Source organism: Streptomyces sp. NPDC088915, from assembly GCF_044749825.1.
In the GTDB taxonomy this organism is placed as follows: Bacteria; Actinomycetota; Actinomycetes; order Streptomycetales; family Streptomycetaceae; genus Streptomyces.
Genome location: NZ_JBIVIR010000004.1, coordinates 284,803 through 307,818, shown reverse-complemented (window position 1 = coordinate 307,818; position 23,016 = coordinate 284,803). Strand labels below are relative to the sequence as shown.

The following is a 23,016-nucleotide window of genomic DNA, read 5'->3' as shown; positions in this document are numbered from 1 at the left end:
CCTGTCGCCGAGTGAACGGCACATGTTTTCCAGGGGATTGACGGCCGGAACGGACCGTGCCACCTTCTGCTCACACACCTGACCACTTGACCAATTGGTCAAACAAGCAGCGAGGTGCCCGTGAACATCCGTCCCCTCGGCAGAACCGTCGCCCTCGCGGTGACCGTCGTGCTCGCCGCCACGGCCTGTAGCGGCTCGGACGACCCGAAGGCCTCCGGAGGGCCGGAGAAGGTCACCGTCTGGATCATGAAGGACAGCGTCACCGACGCCTTCCTCGACCGCTTCCGCACCGGCTTCGAGGCGGAGCACGAGGGCATCGACCTCGACATCCAGATCCAGGAGTGGGACGGCATCGGCGAGAAGGTCACGGCCGCCCTCGCCAGCAAGGACGCCCCGGACGTCATCGAGGTCGGCAACACCCAGGTCGCCCAGTACGCGGCCAGCGGCGGCGTCCGGGACCTCAGCGACAAGGTCGCCGAACTGAACGGCGCCGACTGGCTGCCCGGACTCGCCGAGCCCGGAAAGGTCGACGGCAAGCAGTACGGCATCCCCTGGTACGGGGCCAGCCGCGTCGTGATCTACCACAAGGACCTCTTCGCCAAGGCCGGCGTCACCCCGCCGAAGACCCAGGAGGAATGGCTCGCCGCCACCGCGAAGCTCAACAAGGGCAAGACCCAGGGCATCTACCTCCCCGGCCAGAACTGGTACACCCTCTCCGGCTTCGTCTGGGAGGCCGGCGGCGACCTCGCCGTCCGGGACGGCGGGAAGTGGAAGGGCGCGCTCGACACCCCGCAGGCCCTCGCCGGCATGGACTTCTACCGCAAGCTCCAGGCCCTCGGCAAGGGACCCAAGGACGCCGACGAGTCCAAGCCCCCGCAGGCCGAGGTCTTCGCCAAGGGCGACGTCGCCCAGATCATCGCCGTCCCCGGCGGCGCGAAGATCGTCGAGGAGATCAACCCCGCCCTCAAGGGCAAGCTCGCCTTCTTCCCCCTCCCCGGCCGCACGGCCGGCAAGCCCGGCGCGGTCTTCACCGGCGGCTCCGACTTCATCGTCCCCGAGGCCTCCACCCACCCCGACGCCGCCTACGAGGTGGTCGAGGCGCTGGCCGGCGAGAAGTGGCAGACGGACATGGCCAGGACCATGAGCTACGTCCCCAACCGCACCTCCCTCGCCCGCGTCGTCCAGGACGACGAGGGCACGGCCGTCATGGCCGCGGGCGCCGCCCAGGGCCGGGCGACCCCCAACTCCCCGCAGTGGGCGGCCGTCGAGGCCACCAACCCGATCAAGCAGTACATGACCGCCGTGCTCACCGGCACCGACCCCGCCGCCGCGGCGCGCACCGCGTCCGAGAGCATCACGAGGACCCTCGGCTCGTGAGACGCCCCCACGGGCCGGCCCTCCGGCCCTACCTCCTCGTCGCCCCGACCGTCCTCGGCGGAGCGCTCCTCCTCGGCTACCCCCTCGTCCGCAACCTGCTGATCTCCTTCCAGGAGTACGGCATGGGGGAGCTCATCCGCGGCGGCGCCGGCTTCGTGGGGCTCGACAACTACCGGACCGTTCTGGCCGACCCCGTGTTCTGGGAGGTCGTCCGGCGCACCCTCTGGTGGACCCTGGTCAACGTCGTCCTGATCATGGTGATCGGCACCCTGGTCGCCCTGATGACGCAGCGGCTCGGCCGGCGCATGCGGATCCTGGTGACCAGCGGGCTCGTCCTCGCCTGGGCCAGCCCGGTCATCGCCACCACGACCGTCTTCCAGTGGCTCTTCGCCTCCCGCCTGGGCGTGGTCAACTGGGTCCTGGTCCGCCTCGGGTTCGAGTCCTTCGAGGGCTACTCGTGGCTGGCCGACGGCCCCGCCGCCTTCACGGTCCTGGTGCTGCTCGTGGTCTGGCAGTCGGTCCCCTTCGTCGCCATCACCCTGCACTCGGCGCTCCTGACCGTCCCCGCCGAGCTGTACGAGTCGGCCCGGCTCGACGGGGCCGGCGCCGGGCGGATCTTCCGCTCGGTCACCCTGCCCCTCCTGCGGCCGATCTTCGGCCTGGTCCTCTGCCTCGAAGTCATCTGGGTCTTCCGCTGCTTCGCCCAGATCTGGGCCGTCACCAAGGGCGGCCCCGGCGAGGCGACGACCACCCTGCCCGTCTACGCCTACCGGGTGGCCCAGTCCCTGCACCGCTACGACCTCGGGGCGGCCGTCTCCACCCTCACCGTCCTCATCCTCGTGGCCGTCCTGATCGCCTACTTCCGCCAGATGCTCCGACAGGAGGCCGACCGGTGATCCCGCGCGCCCTGCGGCGGCTCCCCCTGAACACCGCCGCCGTGATCGTCTTCCTGCTGGCCGTCTTCCCGGTGTACTGGATGGTCCTCACCGCCTTCCGGCCCACCCGCGACATCCAGTCCGAGACCCCCGGATTCCTGCCCCTCTCCGTCACCCTGGAGCACTTCGAACACGCCGTCGCGGCGGACGGCTTCTGGACCTTCTGGCGCAACAGCCTGCTCGTGACCGCCGGTTGCGTCCTGCTCGCCCTCGTGGTGGCCCTCGCCGCCGCCTACGCCGTCGCCCGGATGCGCTGGCGCGGCCGGCGCGCCTTCCTCCTCATGGTGTTCACCGCCCAGATGGCGCCCTGGGAGGCGCTCCTCATCCCGATGTACGTCATCGCCCGGGACGCCGGCCTGCTCGACCGGCTCGTGACCCTCAGCCTGATCTACTTCATGATCACCCTGCCCTTCACCGTCGTGACCCTCCGCTCCTTCCTGGCCGGCGTCCCGGCCGAACTGGAGGAGGCCGCGCAGGTCGACGGCTGCACCCGGGCCGCCGCCTTCCGCCGGGTGACCCTCCCGCTGCTCGCCCCCGGCCTCCTCGCGACCTCGCTCTTCGGATTCATCACCGCCTGGAACGAGTTCGCCTTCGCCAACATGCTGATCATCAAGGATCAGGACGACCGCCCCCTGCCCGTGTGGCTCTCGTCCTTCTCCAACGTCTTCGGCACCGACTGGGGCGCCACCATGGCCGCCTCCACGCTCTTCGCCCTGCCCGTCCTCGTCCTCTTCCTGGTCCTGCAGGGCCGGGTCGCCGCCGGAATGACCGGCGGAGCCGTGAAGGGATAACGCACCGCGATGCCCCTGCCCCGCCTCCTCCCCGAACCCACCCACCTCTCGCCGCTGCCCGGCCGGTTCACCTTCGACGCCGCGACCGCCCTCAAGGTCACCCCCGGCGCCGAGGGCGCGGCCCGGCTGCTGCGCACCCTGCTCGGCCCGGCCACCGGCCTGCCGCTGCCCGCCCGCCCGGACGGCTCCGTCGTCCTGGCCCTCGACCCCGCCCTCACCGGCCTCGGCGAGGAGGGCTACGGCCTCACCGTCGGCCCCGGGGGCGTCCTGCTCCGGGCCGCCGGCCTCCGGGGCCTCCTCGCCGGGGTCCAGACGCTCCGCCAGCTCCTGCCCGTCGAAGCCCTCGCCGACGAGCCCGTCGGCGGCGTCGCCTGGACCGTCCCCTGCGTGCAGATCACCGACACCCCCCGCTTCCCCTGGCGCGGCTCCATGCTCGACGTCGCCCGCCGCTTCCGCCCCGTCTCCTACCTGCGCCGGTACGTGGACCTCCTCGCCCTCCACAAGCTCAACGTCCTCCACCTCCACCTCACCGACGACCAGGGCTGGCGCATGCCGGTCGCCGCCCTGCCCCGCCTCACCGAGATCGGCGGGGCGCCCCACGGCGGCGCCTACACCCGCGCCGAACTCACCGGCCTGGTCGCGTACGCGGCGGAGCGCGGCATCACCGTCGTGCCCGAGATCGAGATGCCCGGCCACGTCCGCGCCGCCCTCGCCGCCCACCCCGAACTCGGCAACACCCCCGGCCGCACCTATGACGTGTGGGACCGGTGGGGCGTGTGCGACACCATCCTCGGCGTCCACGACACGGCCCTCGACTTCTGCCGCACGGTCCTGGACGAGGTGATGGACGTCTTCCCCTCCCCGTACGTCCACATCGGCGGCGAGGAGTGCCCCACCACCGAGTGGCACACCTCCCCGGACGCCCTCCGGCGGGTCGCCGAGGAGGGGCTGTCCGGCCCCGACGCCCTGCACGGCTGGTTCATGGAGCAGATCGGGGGCCACCTCCTGCGGGCCGGCCGCCGGCCGCTGAGCTGGACCGAGAACGGCGCCGACCTCCCGTCGTACTTCACCGTCATGCCCTGGCGCGACTCCGACCACGGCCGCACCGCCGTCCGCCGCGGCCACCAGGTCGTCATGGCGCCCCACCGCACCACCTACCTCGACTACCCCCAGTCCACCAGCCCCGCCGAGCCGCCGGGCCAGGCCGGCGAGGTGGTCGACCTGCGGACCGTCCACGGCAACGACCCGGCCCCGGCCGACTGGAGCCCCGAGGAGGCCGCCCGGGTCCTCGGCTCCCAGGTCCAGCTGTGGACCGAGTACGTCCCCACCGCCGCGCACGCCGAGTACCTCACCTTCCCCCGGCTCTGCGCCCTCGCGGAGGTCGTCTGGACCGGCCGCCACGACTGGCCCGGCTTCCAGGAGCGCCTGCGCCACCACAGGACCCGGCTCGACGCCCTCGGGGTGCCGCGCCGTCTCTCCACCGCAACCCCCGTCCCCCACCCCTGACACCTCCGAGGAGAGGAACCCCCATGAGCGACCAGACCAGGACGCGCACCCCGCGCCTCCGCGCCGCGCTCGCCGTCGCCGCCGTGACCGGGCTCGGCGCCACCGCCCTCACCGCCCTCCCGGCCGCCGCCGCCGGCGAGGCCGTCACCGTCCAGTACCGCCAGAGCGCCACCGGGAGCGACCAGGTCGAGCCCTGGCTCAAGGTGGTCAACACCGGCACGACCGGCGTCCCGCTCAGCCAGGTCAAGGTCCGCTACTACTTCAAGGCCGACGCGGGAGCCTCGTACACCTACGCCTGCTCCTGGGCCGTGAAGGGCTGCGCCAACGTCACCGGCACCTTCGGGACCCTGGCCAACCCCACCGCGACCGCCGACCGCTACCTGGAGGTCGGCTTCACCGCCGGGGCCGGCACGCTCGCCCCCGGCGCGGACACCGGCGACATGCAGCTGCGCTTCCACCGCTCCAACTGGCAGCCGCTGAACCAGAGCGACGACTACTCCTTCGGCCCGGCGCAGACCGCCTACGCCAACTGGACCAAGGTCACCGCGACCGTCGGCGGCGTCCCCGTCTGGGGCACCGCCCCGGCGGGCAACGACCCCACCCCGACGCCCACGCCGACCGACCCGACCACCCCGCCGCCCACCGGCGCCGCGCTCTTCGACGACTTCGACTACACCGGCCACACCGACCCGGCGATCGGCGCCCACGGCTGGAGCGTCCGCTCCAACGCCGGCGGACCCGGCGTGCCCGGCGCCACCTGGGCCCCCGAGAACGTCACCTTCGCCAAGGAGGGCACCAACTCGATCATGAACCTGCGGACCTCCACCGCGGGCACGGGCGAGTCCACCAAGCACACCGAGGTCCTCACCCAGGCGACGAAGTTCAAGAACGGCACCTACGCCGCCCGGGTCCGCTTCTCCGACGCCCCGGTGTCGGGCCCCGACGGCGACCGGGTCGTCCAGACCTTCTTCACCATCAACGACCTCAAGGCCCCCATGGCCGACGACTACGCCGAGTACGACTTCGAGTACCTGCCCAACGGCGGCTGGGGCGAGCCCGCCAACATCCTCTACACCACCTCGTGGGAGACCTACCGGCCCGACCCCTGGGAGGCCGTCAACCAGCACTCCGAGTCCCGGACCAGCTACAACGGCTGGCACGACCTCGTCCTGACCGTCGACAACAACAGCATCGTGTACTACGTCGACGGCCAGGAGTTCGGCCGGCACGACGCCCGCTACCTGCCCGAGCGCCCGATGTCGATCAACTTCAACCAGTGGCTGATCGACCTGGCGGGCCAGACCTCGACCACCCCGCGCTCCTACGACCAGAAGGTCGACTACGTCCTGCACGTCAAGGACCAGGTCCTGACCCCGGCCCAGGTGGCCGCCAAGGTCGCCGCCTACCGCTCGGCGGGCACCGCCTTCCAGGACACCGTCCCGGCCTCGTAACCGGTACGGCCCCGGCCTTGCCCCGTCGTGCGCGCGTGCGACGGGGCAAGGGCGTTCCTCACCCGTACGGGCCCCGCCGCCTCGCCCGCCCCGCCGCCCCGGGGGAGGGTCGACACCGGGGCCGTGCCCGACCGACCGCCCGCCCGCGCCGCGTCCCTTCACCGAAACCGGAGGTCAGCCCGTGCCGGCATCGAAGCGCTCCAAGGTCCACCTGGTCGGCGGCGGCATCGCCTCGCTCGCCGCGGCCGCCTTCCTCGTCCGGGACGCGGGCGTGCCCGGCGAGAACGTGCGGATCCTGGAGCAGCTGCCGATCGCGGGCGGTTCGCTGGACGGCGCCCCCGCCCCGACGCGCGCGGGCGGTTACGTCACCCGGGGCGGCCGGATGTTCGAGGACGAGCACTACGTGTGCCTGTGGAACCTCCTGGAGACGATCCCGACCCTGGACGACCCGGCGGTCTCGGTGCGACAGGAGACGCGCGCCTTCAACACCGCCCACCCCACGCACGCCAGGGCCCGGATCATCAACGGCGACCGCACGATCGCCGACGCCTCGCGGCTCGGCCTGGACGCCCGCGACCGCGCCGACATGACCCGGCTGCTCGCCCTGCCCGAGCGGCTGATCGGGGCCCGGAGCATCGACGACTTCTTCCAGCCGCACTTCTTCACCACCCACTTCTGGTGCATGTGGCGCACCACCTTCGCCTTCCAGACCTGGCACTCGGCCGTCGAGCTCAAGCGGTACTTCCTCGCCTTCGTCCAGGAGTTCGACCGCATCCACACCCTGTCCGGAGTCCGGCGCAGCAGGTACAACCAGTACGACTCCGTCGTCCGCCCCCTCCAGGAGTGGCTCACCGCCCGGGGCGTGCGCACCGACTTCGGCGTCACCGTCGCCGACGCCGACTTCTCCGGGCCCGCCGCCCGCCGCCTCTCCCGCCTGCACCTGGAGAGGGGCGGCGCCGGGGCCGGGACGATCGAGCTGGGCGAGGACGACTACGCCTTCCTCACCCTCGGCTCGATGACCGCCGACACCACCTACGGCGACGACACCACCGTCCCCGAACTGGTCCGCGACAAGCGGGACGGCTCCTGGCGCCTGTGGGAGTCGGTCGCCAAGAACGCCCCCGACTTCGGGCGCCCCCACGTCTTCTGCGGCAACATCGACGAGACCAAGTGGGAGTCCTTCACCCTCACCACGACCGGCCGCGTCCTCCTGGACCGCATCCAGGAGTACACGGGCAACGTCCCCGGCGAGGGCGCCCTGATGACCTGGAAGGACTCCCGCTGGCTGCTCTCGGTCGTGGTGCCGGCCCAGCCCCACTTCCGCGACCAGGAGGAGGACACGTACACGCTGTGGGGCTACGCCCTCTTCGGTGACGTCCCCGGCGACCACGTGCCGAAGAAGATGGACGACTGCACCGGCGCCGAGGTCCTCGACGAGCTCCTCGGCCACCTCGGCTTCGACGACATCGCCGACGAGGTCCGGGAGACCACCCGGGTCACCACCGTCCAGATGCCGTACGCCGACGCCCAGTTCCAGCGCCGCGCCGCCTCCGACCGCCCCCTCGTCGTCCCGGACGGGGCACGGAACTTCGCCTTCCTCGGCCAGTTCGTCGAGATCCCCGAGGACGTCGTCTTCACCGTCGAGTACTCGGTCCGCTCCGCCATGATCGCCGTCTACCACCACTTCGACGTCGACAAGGAGATCCCGCCGATGTACCACGGCCTCTCCGACCCGAAGGTCGCCTGGTCCGCGCTGAGAACCGCCCTGGCCTGACATGCCCGCCACCGAGGAGGGACGAATGAACGCGGACCCCGACGGACGCCCCGGCCCCGGCACCCCGGACCCGTGGGACGAGGCGGTCCTGGACGCCGTCTTCACCCAGTCCGACATCGGCCTCCACGTCCTCGACACGGACCTGCGCGTCGTCCGCGTGAACACGGTGGGCGTCGGCGTCCGCGGCATCCCGGTCGAGCGGATCGTCGGCCTGCCCGCGGCGGAGGCGTACGCCCCCCTCGGGGTGGAGGTCGACGAGGAGATGCTCCGGGAGGTCCTCGCCACGGGCCGGCCGGCGCTCGACCACCTGGTCACGGGACGCCCGTACACCGACCCGCGCAGCGAGCACGTCTTCTCCGTCTCCGCCCACCGCCTCCAGGACGACGCGGGACGGATCCTGGGCGTGGTCCTCACCAGCACGGACGTCACCGAACGCGAACGGGCGCAGGCCCGCCTCCGGCTGCTGCACGACGCCCACGAACGGATCGGCACCAGCCTGGACGTGGAGCGCACGACCCGGGAACTCGTCGACGTCGCGGTGCCGCGGTTCGCCGAGACGGTGGTGGTCGCCCTCACCGACGCCGTACTGAGGGGAAGGGAGCCCGGCCTCCGGTCCCACGACCCGGCCCCCCTGCTCCGCTGCACCGCGACCGGCGGGACGGACGCCGGCCCCCGGATCCCGGCGGCCGGCGCCCTCCTGCTCCCCGGCATCTTCGGGAAGGTGCTGCCGACGGAACCCCGGCTGTTCCCCCCGGAGCAGGACGACGGCTCCGGCGGCACGAGGATCGTGGCCCCGCTGCTCGTCCGGGGACAGGTCTTCGGAGCCGTCGTCTTCCAGCGCGCGGAAGGGGCCGAACCGTACGACGAGGACGACCTCGAACTGGCCGACGGCATCGCCACCCGCACGGCGACCTGCCTGGAGAACGCCCTGCGCTTCACCCGCGAGCACATCGTCATGACGGCGCTCCAGAGCTGGCCGCTGCGCCAGGAGGAGGCCACCCAGCGGGCCGTCGACATCGCCCGGCGCAACCAGCCCGACGGCAGCGGCGTCGGCTCCTGGTACGACGTCATCCCCCTCTCGGGGGCCCGGGTGGCGCTCGTCGTCGGCCAGGTCGACCGCGCCGGACTCAGCGCCGTCGCCACCATGAGCCGGCTGCGGACCGCCGTCTACAGCCTGACCACGCTCGACCTCGACCCCCACGAACTGCTCGCCCGCCTCCACGCCACGACCCTCCGGCTCGCCGGGGAACAGGAGACCGGGCCCGGGGGAGACGGTGCGACGGCGAGCTGCACGGTCGCCGTCCACGACCCGGTCGGCGGACGGCTCGACATCGCGCGCGCCGGCACCTCGCTGTTCGCCGTCGTCCGCCCCGACGGGTCGGTCGACACCCGGCCGGTCGACGACGGTCCGCTGCTCGGCGCGGAGGGACCGCCCTTCGCCTGCGCCTCGCTGGTCCTCCCCGAGGGCAGCACCCTCTGCATGGCGCCGGGCGAGGGCGGCACGCGCACGGAGGACCTGGTGAACGCCCTCGCCCACCCGGGACGCCCCCCGGAGGCCATGGCGGACGACGTCGCCCGGCTCCTCGCCCCCGACCGCGTCCTGCTCGTCGCCCGCACCCGGCACCTGTCGCCGCACGAACTGGCCGAGTGGAGCATCCCCTTCGACTTCTCCGCCGTCGGCGTCGCGCGCGGGCACGTCGAGGAGCAGCTCCGGAAGTGGAACCACCCCGCCGACCCGTTCACGGCGACGCTCGTCGTCAGCGAACTCGTCACCAACGCCATCCGCTACGGCGCCGCCCCGGTCACCCTCCGCCTCATCACCGACACCACCACCCTGGTCTGCGAGATCGGCGACGCCGGCCAGGCCGCTCCCCACCTGCGCCACGCCAAGGCGGTCGAGGAGGGCGGCCGCGGCCTGCTCATCTGCGCCACCCTCGCGGACAACTGGGGCATGCGCTACTCGGCCGAGGGAAAGACGGTGTGGGCCGAGATCGGGGCGGCCGAAGACGACGGGGCGGAGGGCTGAGGGAAGGCGCCCTCGACTGCGCCGGCCCGCCTCTACGCCCCGAGCGGAAAGCCGGGCGTGGGATCCGGTGACCCTTTGCCCAGGTCAGACACGGTGCATGGATGCCATGTGCATGGCTATTGTTTTACGGAGGCGCGTCGGCGCCCGCCCGGATCTCGGCGGGGCCGCCCGTCCGGAAGGAACGGCTCAGAGCGCCCCGCCCCCCAGCCCCGGCGAGTCGTCCGGCCGGTAGGCCGACGGGGCCGGACGGCGCAGGGCGCGGCGGAGGTCCTGCGGCATGGCATCCGCCTCCGTACCCTGGACGGCGACCTCGTAGAGGGCCCGGTCGGCGCCGGACGGCCGGAGCGGGAGGGCCTCGACGAGGCGGCGGCCCATTTCGGTGAGGCGCTCAGGGGGACGGCGGGCGAAGCGGAGCGACGCCAGGGAGACCACCCCGAGGACCGGCGACAGGGCCGCCACCCACCCCGCGTCGGAGCGGTGGCCGGTGGACCACACGAGGAGGGCGACCTCCCCCAGCAGGACGGCTGTGAGGGCCGCCGGTATCGCGGCCTCTTCCCACTCCTTCCGCCGGGCCGCGCGTCCGGGGTGGAGGAGCAGGCCTTCCTCGCCCAGGGAAGCACCGACCCGGCGCACCGCCCCGCTCCTCTTGACGCGCCGCTCCGTCTTCACCCCGTATGCGCCGCGCCCGGGCCGGCACAGGGCGAGGGCCGCGGCCTCGACGGGATCGGGCGTACGCCCGGGATCACGGTCACGATCGATCGAGCCGGTCCCGGTGGCGGCCGACGCGGGCGCGTCCACGCGGACGATCCGCTCCCCCACGACGGTGATCAGGCCCGCCCGGTAAAGCGCCGTCAGCGCCGTCTGGGCGGTGCGCCGGGGGCCTTCGCCGAGGTACGCGTACGCGTACGGCCCCAGGGTGACGTCCTCCGGCGCGGTCCGCAGGGGGCGGTAGGCGCGGAGCCGGAAGTGGGACACCCAGAAACCGAGCGTCGTCACGCCCACCGTCACCCACGTGCCCGAACCCAACCACCACCACATGAGCCCCCCCGGCAAACCGGCTTCTACAGGCGTCCCGGACGCATTGTGCACGGGCCGGGGGCTCCGGCACAGGGCGCCTGACGGCCCGTCGCCTCCGGGACCGGCCGTCCCGGAGGCGACGGGCCGTCAGGACGTACGGTCGCGAACCGCCGCCCCGACGCGCCGCCGTGTCGGGACCCCGTCAGTTGCCGCCCGACGGCAGGTTCTCCTTGATCTTGGCGATGGCGAAGCCCCAGCCCTGGGAGACGGTCGGCTTCCCGGGGACGGCGACCTCCTCGGGGTTGGTCAGCACGTCGAGGAGGACCGGCCCCGGCGTGGCGAAGGCCCGGCGCACGGCGTCGTCCAGGTCCGCCGGATCCGTGACGCGGATGCCGGTCAGGCCCACGGCCTCGGCGACGGCGGCGAAGTCCGGGTTGTCGAGGACGGTGCCGAACTCCGGGAGGCCGGCCTGCTCCTGTTCGAGCTTGACCATGCCGAGGCGGCGGTTGTCGAAGACGACGAGCTTGACCGGGAGCCGCTCGGACCGCAGCGTCATCAGGTCGCCCAGGAGCATGCTCAGACCGCCGTCGCCGCAGAACGCCACGACCTGGCGGTCGCGGTCCCAGAGCTGGGCGCCGAGCGCCTGGGGCATGGCGTTGGCCATGGAGCCCAGGTTGTAGGAGCCGAGCAGCCGGCGGGTGCCCCGCATCCGCACGAAGCGCGAGAGCCAGACGGTGGCCATGCCGGTGTCGGAGGTGAAGACCGCGTCCTCGGCCGCGTGCCGGTCCACGGCCGCGGCGAGCGCCTCGGGCCGGATCTCGTGGTCCCGGTTGTCGAACATCGCCCGCACCCGCCCCACGAGCCGCTTGTCGTGGTCGGGACGGGCCAGACCGGCCTGCTCCTCCTCCCACTTCAGGAACCGCTCGCGGGCGTCGTCGAGGTGCGCGCGGTCCCCGACCGGCGCGAGCAGCGGCAGCAGGGCCCGCAGCGTGGCCCCGACGTCCCCGGCGAGCCCGACGTCCACCGGCACGCGGCGGCCCAGGCGCTCCTCCCGCAGGTCGATCTGCACGACGCGGCAGTCCTCCGGATACCAGTCGCGGTACGGGAAGTCGGTGCCGAGCATGAGCAGGGTGTCGCAGGCGTCCATGGCGTGGGCGGCGGCCGGATTGCCGATCAGGCCCGTCTGGCCGACCTCGTACGGATTGTCCGCCTCGAAGCCCTCCTTGCCCTTGAGGGTGAGCACCATCGGGGCCGAGAGGTGCTCGGCGAGGCGCAGCACCTCCTCCCGGGCGCCCTGCGCGCCGCGCCCCACGAGCAGGGTGACCCGCGAGCCCTCGTCGATCACCCCGGCGGCCTCGGCCAGGGCCGGGTCGTCGGGACGGGTCACGGCCGGGCGGGGGAGCGCGAACCGCACGGGACGGTCGTCCTCGACCTCCTGGTCCCCGAGGTCCCCGGGCACCGTGAGGACCGCCACGCCGCCGCGGGTCACGGCCGCCCGGACGGCTGACTCCAGGAGCCTCGGCATCTGGGACGGGGAGGTGACGGTGGCCCGGTACACGGCCACGTCCCGGAACAGCAGGTCGTTGTCCACCTCCTGGAAGTAGTCGCCGCCGACCTCGGACAGCGGGACCTGACCGCAGATCGCGAGGACCGGGGCGCCGCTCTTGGCCGCGTCGTACAGCCCGTTGAGGAGGTGGACCGAGCCCGGTCCCACCGTTCCCATGCAGACGCCGAGGCGGCCCGAGAGCTGGGCCCGCGCCCCGGCGGCGAAGGCGGCGGCCTCCTCGTGCCGGCAGCCGACCCAGTCGACGCCGTCCGTGGTGCGGATGGCGTCGGTGAGGGGATTGAGGGCGTCGCCGACCACGCCGAAGACGTGGCCGACGTCGAGGTCGGCGAGGGCGTCGACGATCACCTGGGCGACGGTACGTGTCACGGGAAGTCCTTCCACGGGGGTACGGGGATACGGGCGTTCCCCTCGCGCCTGCCCACGAGGGCGGAGCCGATGCGGGGGGATCGTCCGGGAACGGGCCGTTCGCGGCGTTCCGGGGCGGACGGGGGCGTGGAGCCGCGCCCGGCGGGCAGGCGGGTCGGGAACACCGTTCGAACCGAGGAGGCGGCCGTGGAGGTCTCAGGCGTCATCAGCGCCCTGGTCATCGGAGTGGCCATCGGGGTGCTGGGCCGGCTCGTCGTCCCCGGGCGCCAGCACATCGGAATCCTGTGGACCGTCGTCGTCGGCGTCGCGGCGGCGCTCCTCGGCACCGCGCTCGCGCGGGCGACGGGGCTCGCGCACACCTCCGGACCGGACTGGACCGAGTGGTCGGCGCAGGTCCTGCTCGCGGCCCTCGGCGTCGCCGCGCTGACCCGGGTGAAGGCACTCGACCGGTCCCGGCCCCCAAGTCGGTCCCCTTTCAACCCGTTTGGCGCGCGGGCGTCCGGCAACACGGAACGGAAGAAAGCCACGGCCCGTCCGTCGGAGAGCGGTGCGGAGCGCAGGTCGGCGGCCGAGGAGCCGGGGGAGAAGAGCAGCAGGAGCAGCGGTGGCGGGCCGCGTCGCCGCACTCCGACCCACCGGGAGGAGAAGCAATGAGCACGTACGTCTACGGCATCGCCCCCGCCGACCGGAAGCTTCCCGACGGCATCGAGGGCATCGGCGACCCCCCGCGGCCCGTGCGCGCCGTGCGCGGCGGCGATCTGGTGGCCCTGTGCAGCGACGCGAGGATCGAGGCGGAGGCCCAGCGCCGCGACCTCCTCGCGCACCAGCACGTCGTGATCGAGGCCGGCAAGGACGGCCCGGTCCTGCCCCTGCGGTTCGGCAGGATCTCGCCCGACGACGCGACCGTCGCCGCGGTCCTGGAGGAGCACCACGACGTCTACCTGGAGCGCCTGAAGACGCTCGCCGGCAAGGACGAGTTCAACCTCAAGGTGCACCACGACGAGGAGGCGGTGCGCCACGCGGTGCTCGCCGACGCCCCCGACCTGACGGCCCGGCACGCCGCCGGCCGTACGGCGGACGGCGGGGACCGCGAGGAGGGGCCCGTCTTCGACGAACTGCTCGCGCGGGCCGTCGCCGAGCGCCGCAAGACCGACGTCGCCCTCGTCGAGCGGACCCTCGCCCCCTACGCGGCGGCGGTGGTGCGCGGCCCGGGAGCCACCGGACACCTCGCCGACCTGTCGTTCCTCGTGGAGCGCGACCGGCAGGACGAGTTCCTGGGGGCCGTGCGCGCCCTCCACCAGGAGCACGAGCACCTGAGGGAACAGGTGATGGGCCCGCTGCCCCCGTACAGCTTCGTCGAGGCGGGCTGATCCCGTGGGACCGCTCGCCGAGACCCGCCGGGAGGACGCGCTCCCGGGCCGTACGGAAGCGAGGCAGGAGTCATGACCGACGAACCGCTGCTGTACGTGTACGCCGTCGTCCGGTCCGCCGACGCCCAGGGACCGCCCACCGACCCCCCGCCCGACGTGACCCTGGGCGGGGGGCTCACGACCGTCGAGCACCGGGGCCTCACCGCCGTCGTCGAGCCGGTCCCGGCGGCCGACTTCGCCGAGGCGCCCCTGCGCGAACGGCTGGAGGACCTCGACTGGCTCGCCGTGGTGGCCAGGGCCCACTACGCCGTGGTGGGCGCCACGAGCCGGCGGACCACCACCGTCCCCCTGCGGCTCGCGACCGTCCGCCGCGGGGAGTCGGGCGTGCGCCGCTTCCTCGAAGAGGGGGAGAGCGGCCTGTCGGAGGCCCTCGGCCGGCTGACGGGCATGCACGAGTGGGGGGTCGAGCTGTACGCGGACGAGGCGCCGGGGGGCCCGGCCGCCGGGGGCGCCGACGACACGGCGGCCCGCGCCGCCCGGGAGCTGCACGAGACGCTCGCGCGCGCGGCGACGGAAGCGGTGCTGCGCGCGCCCCGGCGGGCGCACCCGGCCGGGGAGCCCGGCCGGAACGTGCTGAGCGCCGTGTACCTCGTCCCCGACGAGGGGCGACGGGACTTCCTCGACGTGCTGCCCGGCGCGGACGACGTCCGCCCCGGGCTGCGCGTGGAGATCACCGGTCCCCGGGCGCCCCATTCCTTCGCCCGTGTCGGCCCCGACGAGGATCTCGAATGGTGAGCGGCGGATCGGCGAAATCCCGGCGAGGGGGGTTTGTTTCCGCCCGGCCCGGCTACACGAAACACATGAGCGCATCGGAAAAGAGCAACGAGAACCGGCCCCGCGGGGACGGCTCGGACATCTCCGCGGACGGCACCGGGAACGGCGGAACCCTGACCGCGCTCCCCGCGCCCCTCGCGGAGAAGACCCTCGCGGCGGCCCACGCCGTCCGGGGCGCCGGCGGCCTCGTGTGGACCGCCGTGCGCGACCGCAAGGCGCTCACCGGCAGCACCGCCGTCGGTGCCGCGGCCGCGCTCACCGGGGCGTACGCCCTCGGGCGCCGGGCCGGACGCCGCTCGCGCGGCCCGCTCTCCCGGCTCATCGGCGGCCGCATCTGACGTGGCGGAGGGGGTGGCTCCGGTCTCCCGGAGCCACCCCCTCCGTCCTGACTCGAAGACTTTCCGTCGCCCACCGGGAAACCGGGACAGCCGGTCGGAATTCCCCGGAAGGATCCGGGGGAACGACCTCACCGGTGAAAAAAGAAGCGGGCGGCGGGTACGTGAAAATTCGGAGGTTGGTAGAAATGGTTCCTCTTCTTCTGGTTCTTCTGCTCGCGCTGATCCTCTTCGGCGCCGGTTTCGCCGTGAAGGCCCTCTGGTGGATAGCCGTGATCGTGCTCGTCCTCTGGCTGCTCGGCTTCGTGGCCCGGCCCAAGGGCGGCTCGGGCCGCTGGTACCGCTGGTAACCCGTCCGCCGGCACCGACCGCGCCCGCCACCGACACCGGTGGCGGGCGCGGCCGTGTGCCCGGAGGTGCCGGGCACGACGGAGACCCGGCACGCCCTCCACGAAGGGGCGTGCCGGGTCTCCGTCGTGCTGAATCAGGCCATCAGCACCGAATCGTCCTCGGGACGCGCACCGGGCAGCCGGTGACGGGCGGCGATCAGCGCCGTGTCCACGTCACGCGTCCCGGTGGAGACGCACAGCGTGTACGCGATGTCGTCCATGCGCCGGCGCACCTCGGGGCTTCCGTCCTCCGCGTGCAGCACCCTCAGCGTCTCGTACTGCTCGATCAGGTTGCTCAACACCGCGGGATGGGCCATCAACACAGTGGGTCTCCCCTCGCCATCAGGGCGCCGACCGCCCGGTTCGATGCGCCGCTTACCCCGGCCCCCGCGTTGTATGCGATCGGGAGGCGGAGCGCGGTGGCGAGTGCACGACACCCCTGACCCGGCCCTTCCCCTCCGCGCCGGCGCGTTCCGGCCGCTTGATTCCCCACGGCCCTCCTCGCGACGATCACGGGGGAGTAGGGTCGTCGTTTATTGTCGTATGACAACGGTCGAGGTCGGAGTCGTACCGGGGGAGCGGCGGCCCGACCTGCGGCCGTGGTTGTGTTCAGGCCCACCGTGGTGCCTGGCGAGCGAACGAGGATGAGGCATGTCTGAGACGACGATCGAGGGCTCCTCGGCCGCGCGGCGGCCGGGACCGGCCGCCGTGGGAGAGGCGGAGCTGCGCCAGCTCCTGGCCGGCCTCACCGCCGTGCGCGACGGGGACTTCGGCACCCGTCTGCCCGACGAGGCGGGCGGGCTCCTGGGCGAGATCTCCGGTGTCTTCAACGGCATGGTCGACCAGCTCTCCCTCTTCACCTCCGAGGTGACGCGCGTCGCCCGCGAGGTCGGCACGGAGGGCACCTTGGGCGGCCAGGCCGAGGTCCCCGGCGTCTCCGGCACCTGGGCCGACCTCACCGACTCGGTCAACGCGATGGCCGGCAACCTCACCACCCAGGTCCGTGACATCGCTCACGTCGCCACCGCCGTCGCCAAGGGCGACCTCTCCCAGAAGATCGACGTCGACGCCCGCGGCGAGATCCTGGAGCTCAAGAACACCATCAACACGATGGTCGACCAGCTCTCCTCCTTCGCCGACGAGGTCACCCGCATGGCCCGCGACGTCGGCACCGAGGGCATCCTCGGCGGCCAGGCGGACGTGAAGGGCGTCTCCGGCACCTGGCGCGACCTCACCGACTCCGTCAACTCCATGGCCGGCAACCTCACCGCGCAGGTGCGCTCCATCGCGCACGTCGCCACCGCCGTCGCCAAGGGCGACCTCTCGAAGAAGGTCGACGTCGACGCCCGCGGCGAGATCCGGGAGCTGAAGAACACCATCAACACGATGGTCGACCAGCTCTCGGCCTTCGCCGACGAGGTGACGCGCGTCGCCCGCGAGGTCGGCACCGAGGGCAACCTGGGCGGCCAGGCCACCGTCCGGGGCGCCTCCGGCACCTGGAAGGACCTCACCGACAACGTCAACGTGATGGCGTCCAACCTCACCGGCCAGGTGCGCTCCATCGCCCAGGTCGCCACCGCCGTGGCCCGCGGCGACCTCTCCCGCCGGATCACCGTGGAGGCGAAGGGCGAGGTCGCCGCCCTCGCCGACACCATCAACACGATGGTGGACACCCTGTCGGCCTTCGCCGACGAGGTGACGCGCGTCGCCCGCGAGGTCGGCACCGAGGGCCGCCTCGGCGGCCAGGCCCGGGTGCCGAACGTGGCCGGCACCTGGAAGGACCTCACCGACAACGTCAACTCGATGGCGAACAACCTCACCGGCCAGGTCCGCAACATCGCCCAGGTCACCACCGCCGTCGCCAACGGCGACCTCTCCAAGAAGATCGACGTCGACGCCCAGGGCGAGATCCTGGAGCTGAAGACCACCATCAACACCATGGTCGACCAGCTCTCCTCCTTCGCCGCCGAGGTGACGCGCGTCGCCCGCGAGGTCGGCAGCGAGGGCCGCCTCGGCGGCCAGGCCGAGGTCGAGGGCGTCTCCGGCACCTGGAAGCGCCTGACCGAGAACGTCAACGAGCTGGCCGGGAACCTCACCCGTCAGGTGCGCGCCATCGCCGAGGTCGCGAGCGCGGTCGCCGAGGGCGACCTGACCCGCTCCATCACCGTCGACGCCTCCGGCGAGGTGGCCGAGCTCAAGGACAACATCAACGCGATGGTCGGCTCGCTGCGCGAGACCACCCGGGCCAACCAGGAGCAGGACTGGCTCAAGTCCAGCCTCGCCCGGATCTCCGAGCTGATGCAGGGCCACCGCGACCTCGCCGTCGTCGCCGAACTCGTCATGGACGAGCTGACCCCGCTGGTCTCCGCCCAGTACGGCGCGTTCTACCTCGCCGAGGACGGCACGGAGGGCGTCGAGCTCAAGCTGGTCGGCTCCTACGGACGCCCCGCGGACAGCCGCGACCGCTTCCGCCTCGGCGAGTCCCTCGTCGGACAGGCCGCCCGCAGCCGCCGCACCATCGCCGCCGAGAACGTCCCCGGCGACTACGTGTACATCTCCTCCGGCCTCGGCCAGGCCTCGGGCGGCAGCCTGATCGTGCTCCCGATCGTCGTCGAGGACCAGGTCCTGGGCGTCATCGAACTGGTCTCCTTCACCCCCTTCACCTCCGTGCACCGGGACTTCCTGGAGCAGCTCATGGAGACGGTGGGCGTCAACCTCAGCACGATCGTCGCCAACGCCCGCACCGACGAACTCCTGGAGGAGTCCCAGCGCCTCGCCGACGAGCTGCGGGCGCGCTCCGAGGAGCTCCAGGTCCAGCAGGAGGAGCTCCAGCGCTCCAACGCCGAGCTGGAGGAGAAGGCGGCCCTGCTCGTCTCGCAGAACCGCGACATCGAGGCCAAGAACCTCCAGATCGAGCAGGCCCGGCAGGAGCTGGAGGACCGCGCCCAGCAGCTCTCCCTCGCCTCCAAGTACAAGTCCGAGTTCCTGGCCAACATGAGCCACGAGCTGCGCACCCCGCTCAACAGCCTGCTCATCCTGGCCCAGCTGCTCGCCCAGAACCCCACCCGCAACCTCACGGCCAAGCAGGTCGAGTACGCCGGCATCATCCACTCCGCCGGATCCGACCTGCTCCAGCTGATCAACGACATCCTCGACCTGTCCAAGGTGGAGGCCGGGAAGATGGACCTCAACCCGGAGCGGGTGGCGCTGCGCCGCCTCCTCGACTACGTCGAGGCGACGTTCCGGCCGCTCACCTCGCAGAAGAGCCTCACCTTCACCGTCTCCACCGCCGCCGGCGTGCCCGTGGACCTCGTCACCGACGACTCCCGGCTGCGGCAGGTGCTGCGCAACCTGCTCTCCAACGCCGTCAAGTTCACCGAGCGCGGCAGCGTCGAGCTGAGCATCGAGCCCGCCGCGGACGACGAGCTGCCCGCCACGGTCCACCGCGGCGGCCCCGTCGTCGCCTTCCGGGTCAAGGACACCGGCATCGGCATCGCCGCCCAGCACCTGGACGCCATCTTCGGCGCCTTCCAGCAGGCGGACGGCACCACCAACCGGAAGTACGGCGGTACCGGCCTCGGCCTGTCCATCAGCCGGGAGATCGCCTACCTGCTCGGCGGCGCCCTCACGGTCGCCAGCGAGCCCGGCGAGGGCAGCACCTTCACCCTCTACCTGCCGGTCGCCCGGGCCGACTTCAAGGAGCAGTCCGCCCACGCCCCGGCTCTGCGGTCCGACGAGGACGAGGAGCCCGCGGCGCTCTCCGACGCCTCCGCCGCCCGCCCCGCCCTGCTCGCCGCCCCGCCGGCCCGGCAGACCCGCCGCCTCCTCGTGATCGAGGAGCGCCCGCGCGGACTGCTCTCGCTCGTCGCCGAGAACGCCGTCGTGGAGCTGACCGCCGGCCGCGACCGCGCGGACCGCGAGGACATCGAACTGATCACGGCCGTGGGTCCCCAGGAGGCCGCGACCGCCCTCGCCACCCAGCCCTTCCACTGCGTCGTGCTCGAGGTCGACATGGCCCACGGCGAGGCCCTGCAGTTCCTGGACGCCATGGACGGCGACGAGGCGCTGCGCACCGTGCCCGTCCTCGCCCACAACAACCGCAGGCTCACCCCCGAGCAGGAGCGGGCCCTCCAGACGCGCGCCCGCCTGCGCCCCCTCGAACTGCTCTCCAGCCTGGACGAACTGCGCGAGCGGATCGCCCTGCACCTGTCCGCGGACCAGCCGGGCGACGTCGTGCCCCTGGTGCGCGGCGAGCACCGGCCCCCGGCGCCGCAGACCATCGACACCACCCTGCACGGCCGCACGGTCCTCGTGGTCGACGACGACGCCCGCAACCTCTACGCCCTGAGCGGCATCCTGGAGCTGCACGGCATCAAGGTCCTGCACGCCGAGAACGGCCGCAAGGGCATCGAGGCGCTCGCCGCGCACCCCGACATCGACCTCGTCCTGATGGACGTCATGATGCCGGAGATGGACGGCTACACCGCCACCGCGAAGATCCGGCAGATGCCCGCCCACACCGGGCTGCCCGTCATCGCGGTCACCGCCAAGGCCATGCCGGGGGACCGCGAGAAGAGCCTCGCCTCCGGCGCCAGCGACTACGTGACCAAGCCGGTCGACGCCGACGACCTCATCGCCTGCATCCGCCGGTGGCTGAACGACTGAGGGACCGCGGGCCCCGCCCGGCCCCTCCCCGTTCCGTCACCCCTCTCCCTTCCCTTCCGCCCGCGGCCCCGGCCGCCGTCCCCGAGGAGGCCGCGTCATGAGTGCTCCCCACCGCCACGGCGGGTACCCCGCCGTCGGTCCCCACGGGGACGGCGCTCCGACACCGGCCGGGCCCGCCGCACCCCCTCCCGCCCGGGAGGAGGAGCGGCACCCGGCGGACGACCACTCCACCGTGGGCCGGCTGGCCGCGACGGTGGAGCGGCTGCGCGGGGAGGTGCGCGCCGCGCACGCCGCGGCCGAGGGACGCGCCCTGGTCGAACTCGCCAAGGGCGTCATCGTCGAGCGGCTCGGCTGCGGCCCGGCCCAGGCCGCGAAGCAGCTCGCCGACCTGGCCGCCCAGGCCGGGCTCTCCCAGCTGGAACTGGCCGCGGACATCATCAACCAGGCCGCCCACGACCGGGTCGCCGAGGTCGCCGACGACTTCGTCAGGGGCGTACGGCAGGCGGACGGGCCGGAGCCGGACCCCGGGGCCGACGGGTCGGCCGGGGCCGGCGGATCGGTCGCCGTGCGCCTGCGCACGGCCGAGAGCGCCGCGCTCAACGCCGGGGACAGCCAGGCCGTCGCCGAGTCCCTCCTCGAACACGCCCTCGCACCCCTGGGCGCCACCGCCGTCGCCATCTGGACCACCGGCCCCGACGCCTCCCTGACCCTCTGCGGCCACGCGGGCTTCGGCCCCGACGAGCCCGCCCGCTGGCGGTACGTGCCGCCCGGCGTGGCCACCGTGGCCCGGGAGGCCCTCACCGCCCGCAGGACCGTCCGGTTCCCCTCGCTCGCGACCGCCGGCGTCCCCACGATCGGCCACGCGCGCCACCCCGACGGCGGCCGGGTGGCGGTGCCCGCCGGGACCGGCGGGCGGATCCACGGCGTCCTGGAGATCTGCTGGCCCCGGCCGCTGGAGCCCCAGCCACAGGCGGTGGAGCGCCAGATCGAGGCCCTGGCCGAACTGTGCGCCCACACCCTGGAGACCCTCCCCGTGCAGCCGGTGCGGACGCGGGCGCTCTCGCCCGGGGCCGCCGGGGCGTCGGAGCTCATGGAGCTCGCCGACGGCCTCTACGACCCCGCCCTGGTCCTCACCCCGCACCTGGACGACGAGGGGCGCCTGCGGGACTTCCGCATCCGCCACGCCAACGAGCACTTCCAGGATCCGGCGGGCCGCTCGCGCGGCGCCGTCGACGGGGCCCTGCTCCTGGAGGCGTACCCCACCACGGCCGGCGAGAACGAGCTCTTCGAGCGGATCGAGCGCGTCTACGCCACCGGGGAGCCCTTCCGCGCCCGGCGGACCCGGCTGACCGCCCTCGTGGACCAGGTGCCGCTCGCCTCCGTCGCCGACCTCAGCATCAGCCGGCACGGCGACAGCGTGCTCCTCATCTGGCGCATCGAGGACGAGACCGCCCGGCTCGCCAGCCTGCTCCAGCACGCCCAGCGCCTCGGCCGGATCGGCGGCTTCGAGGAGGACGTCCTGACCGGGGAGATCACCTGGAACGGGCAGCTCTTCGACCTCTTCGGGCGGGACCTCACCGAGGGGCCGGTCTCCCTGCGCGACCTCACCGTCCACGCCCACCCCGACGACGCGATCGCCATCGGGCGCTTCCTCCAGGCCGTGCTCCAGCAGCGGCGGGCCAGCTCGACGGCCTTCCGCATGCTCCGCGGGGACGGCGTGACCCGCCACATCCGGGTGATCGCCGAGCCCTCCCTCGACATCGACGGGCGGCTCCTCGCCGTGCGGGGCGCCTACCAGGACATCTCCGCGCAGCACTGGACGGAGGTCGCCCTGGCGGCCACCCGCGACCAACTCGCCTTCACCGAGCAGGAGTCGGCGGAACGCAACCGGCTGGCCCTCCAGCTCCAGCACGCCATCATGCCGCCGACCAAGGCCCCGCTCGACGCCCCGGGCCTCGACGTCGCCGTGCGCTACCGGCCCGCCGAGACCGAGTCCCTGGTCGGCGGCGACTGGTACGACGCCGTCGTGCTGCCGTCCAAGAAGATCCTGCTGTGCGTCGGGGACATCGCGGGCCACGGCATCGAGGCCGCCACCGGCATGGTCGTCCTGCGCAACGCCCTGCGCGGCCTCGCCGTCACCGGGGCGGGCCCCGGACAGCTCCTGTCCTGGCTGAACAACGTGGCCCACCACCTCACCGCCCAGGTCACCGCCACCGCCGTCTGCGGCGTCTTCGACCCCACGACCCGCACCCTGCGCTGGGCCAGGGCGGGACACCTCCCTCCTGTGCTCGTACGGGGCGACCGGGCCAGCACCCTGCCGCTGCTCCAGGGACTGCTGCTCGGCGCCCTCTCCGAGGCCGAGTACGAGGAGGCGGAGATCCAGCTGGAGCCCGACGACACCGTGCTGATGTACACCGACGGCCTCGTCGAGCGGCGGGACACCTCCGTGCACGACTCCCTGGACCAACTCCTCGCCACGGCACAGACGCCCGCCGACGGCCTGGAGCGGCGCCTCGACCTGCTGCTCACCCACAGCAAGTCCGACACCGACGACGACACGTGCCTGATCGGAGTGCGCGTCACCTGACCGCACGCCCGACCGCCCATCATCCC

General features: G+C 73.2%; 16 protein-coding genes and 1 pseudogene. 14 read left to right on the top strand and 3 right to left on the bottom strand.

The annotated features are described in order from the left end of the window. The first annotated feature begins 120 nt into the window (after window positions 1-120). The 7 genes from ACIP5O_RS09835 to ACIP5O_RS09805 all read left to right on the top strand — a co-directional run bounded on the left by ACIP5O_RS09835 (window position 121) and on the right by ACIP5O_RS09805 (window position 9,860). Window positions 121-1,377, top strand: a complete 1,257-nt coding sequence (locus ACIP5O_RS09835) for an extracellular solute-binding protein (RefSeq protein ID WP_401290747.1) — start codon at window positions 121-123, stop codon at window positions 1,375-1,377. Then, window positions 1,374-2,273: a carbohydrate ABC transporter permease gene (locus ACIP5O_RS09830; protein ID WP_401290745.1), complete on the top strand. Its 900-nt coding sequence runs from the start codon at window positions 1,374-1,376 to the stop codon at window positions 2,271-2,273. Before ACIP5O_RS09835 ends, ACIP5O_RS09830 begins: the two co-directional genes overlap by 4 nt. Continuing rightward, complete coding sequence (locus ACIP5O_RS09825; RefSeq protein ID WP_401290743.1) at window positions 2,270-3,103, top strand: carbohydrate ABC transporter permease; 834 nt, start codon at window positions 2,270-2,272, stop codon at window positions 3,101-3,103. Before ACIP5O_RS09830 ends, ACIP5O_RS09825 begins: the two co-directional genes overlap by 4 nt. A gap of 9 nt (window positions 3,104-3,112) precedes the next feature. After that, window positions 3,113-4,609 carry a beta-N-acetylhexosaminidase gene (locus tag ACIP5O_RS09820; protein ID WP_401290741.1) on the top strand — a complete coding sequence of 499 codons (1,497 nt, stop codon included), beginning with the start codon at window positions 3,113-3,115 and terminating at the stop codon, window positions 4,607-4,609. 23 nt (window positions 4,610-4,632) lie between these two features. Beyond that, a complete protein-coding gene (locus tag ACIP5O_RS09815) occupies window positions 4,633-6,060 on the top strand; it encodes a cellulose binding domain-containing protein (protein ID WP_401290738.1) in 1,428 nt (475 codons plus the stop codon). 181 nt (window positions 6,061-6,241) lie between these two features. Continuing rightward, complete coding sequence (locus tag ACIP5O_RS09810) at window positions 6,242-7,834, top strand: oleate hydratase (RefSeq protein WP_401290735.1); 1,593 nt, start codon at window positions 6,242-6,244, stop codon at window positions 7,832-7,834. Between the two features lie 25 nt (window positions 7,835-7,859). After that, a complete protein-coding gene (locus tag ACIP5O_RS09805; RefSeq protein ID WP_401290733.1) occupies window positions 7,860-9,860 on the top strand; it encodes a SpoIIE family protein phosphatase in 2,001 nt (666 codons plus the stop codon). A 186-nt stretch (window positions 9,861-10,046) separates the two neighbouring features. Here the strand turns inward: ACIP5O_RS09805 and ACIP5O_RS09800 are convergent, their stop codons facing one another. Continuing rightward, window positions 10,047-10,898, bottom strand: coding sequence for a TIGR04222 domain-containing membrane protein (locus ACIP5O_RS09800; RefSeq protein WP_401290731.1), 852 nt, complete (start codon window positions 10,896-10,898; stop codon window positions 10,047-10,049). A gap of 181 nt (window positions 10,899-11,079) precedes the next feature. Then, on the bottom strand, window positions 11,080-12,810 hold the full coding sequence (locus tag ACIP5O_RS09795) for a thiamine pyrophosphate-dependent enzyme (protein ID WP_401290728.1): 1,731 nt from the start codon (window positions 12,808-12,810) through the stop codon (window positions 11,080-11,082). Between the two features lie 186 nt (window positions 12,811-12,996). Between ACIP5O_RS09795 and ACIP5O_RS09790 the strand changes: the two are divergent. The 5 genes and pseudogenes from ACIP5O_RS09790 to ACIP5O_RS09770 form a co-directional block, all read left to right on the top strand. Beyond that, a pseudogene (locus ACIP5O_RS09790) lies at window positions 12,997-13,251 on the top strand (GlsB/YeaQ/YmgE family stress response membrane protein); the annotation flags it as partial. Between the two features lie 209 nt (window positions 13,252-13,460). Continuing rightward, entirely contained in the window at window positions 13,461-14,180 is a 720-nt protein-coding gene (locus ACIP5O_RS09785; protein WP_401290725.1) for a GvpL/GvpF family gas vesicle protein, read from the top strand. Window positions 14,181-14,252: 72 nt separating this feature from the next. Continuing rightward, window positions 14,253-14,975 (top strand): GvpL/GvpF family gas vesicle protein, encoded by a 723-nt coding sequence (locus ACIP5O_RS09780; RefSeq protein ID WP_401290723.1) that lies wholly within the window; start codon window positions 14,253-14,255, stop codon window positions 14,973-14,975. Between the two features lie 65 nt (window positions 14,976-15,040). Next, window positions 15,041-15,352 (top strand): hypothetical protein, encoded by a 312-nt coding sequence (locus ACIP5O_RS09775; protein WP_356542125.1) that lies wholly within the window; start codon window positions 15,041-15,043, stop codon window positions 15,350-15,352. 185 nt (window positions 15,353-15,537) lie between these two features. Further along, window positions 15,538-15,699: a DUF5670 family protein gene (locus ACIP5O_RS09770; protein ID WP_073816292.1), complete on the top strand. Its 162-nt coding sequence runs from the start codon at window positions 15,538-15,540 to the stop codon at window positions 15,697-15,699. Window positions 15,700-15,833: 134 nt separating this feature from the next. Here ACIP5O_RS09770 and ACIP5O_RS09765 read toward each other — a convergent pair whose 3' ends face one another. Then, window positions 15,834-16,061 carry a DUF5133 domain-containing protein gene (locus tag ACIP5O_RS09765; protein ID WP_356542123.1) on the bottom strand — a complete coding sequence of 76 codons (228 nt, stop codon included), beginning with the start codon at window positions 16,059-16,061 and terminating at the stop codon, window positions 15,834-15,836. A gap of 328 nt (window positions 16,062-16,389) precedes the next feature. Here ACIP5O_RS09765 and ACIP5O_RS09760 point away from each other — a divergent pair, with 328 nt between their 5' ends. Both ACIP5O_RS09760 and ACIP5O_RS09755 read left to right on the top strand, forming a co-directional pair. Beyond that, window positions 16,390-20,403: a HAMP domain-containing protein gene (locus tag ACIP5O_RS09760; protein WP_401290718.1), complete on the top strand. Its 4,014-nt coding sequence runs from the start codon at window positions 16,390-16,392 to the stop codon at window positions 20,401-20,403. A gap of 97 nt (window positions 20,404-20,500) precedes the next feature. Further along, a complete protein-coding gene (locus ACIP5O_RS09755; RefSeq protein WP_401290715.1) occupies window positions 20,501-22,990 on the top strand; it encodes a SpoIIE family protein phosphatase in 2,490 nt (829 codons plus the stop codon). Window positions 22,991-23,016: the final 26 nt, after the last annotated feature.

Coding starts and splice junctions, on each gene's coding strand:
- ACIP5O_RS09820 (WP_401290741.1), top strand. CDS start 3,113: ATGCCCCTGCCCCGCCTCCTCCCCGAACCCACCCACCTCTCGCCGCTG.
- ACIP5O_RS09815 (WP_401290738.1), top strand. CDS start 4,633: ATGAGCGACCAGACCAGGACGCGCACCCCGCGCCTCCGCGCCGCGCTC.
- ACIP5O_RS09805 (WP_401290733.1), top strand. CDS start 7,860: ATGAACGCGGACCCCGACGGACGCCCCGGCCCCGGCACCCCGGACCCG.
- ACIP5O_RS09800 (WP_401290731.1), bottom strand. CDS start 10,898: ATGTGGTGGTGGTTGGGTTCGGGCACGTGGGTGACGGTGGGCGTGACG.
- ACIP5O_RS09785 (WP_401290725.1), top strand. CDS start 13,461: ATGAGCACGTACGTCTACGGCATCGCCCCCGCCGACCGGAAGCTTCCC.
- ACIP5O_RS09780 (WP_401290723.1), top strand. CDS start 14,253: ATGACCGACGAACCGCTGCTGTACGTGTACGCCGTCGTCCGGTCCGCC.
- ACIP5O_RS09775 (WP_356542125.1), top strand. CDS start 15,041: ATGAGCGCATCGGAAAAGAGCAACGAGAACCGGCCCCGCGGGGACGGC.
- ACIP5O_RS09770 (WP_073816292.1), top strand. CDS start 15,538: ATGGTTCCTCTTCTTCTGGTTCTTCTGCTCGCGCTGATCCTCTTCGGC.
- ACIP5O_RS09760 (WP_401290718.1), top strand. CDS start 16,390: ATGTCTGAGACGACGATCGAGGGCTCCTCGGCCGCGCGGCGGCCGGGA.
- ACIP5O_RS09755 (WP_401290715.1), top strand. CDS start 20,501: ATGAGTGCTCCCCACCGCCACGGCGGGTACCCCGCCGTCGGTCCCCAC.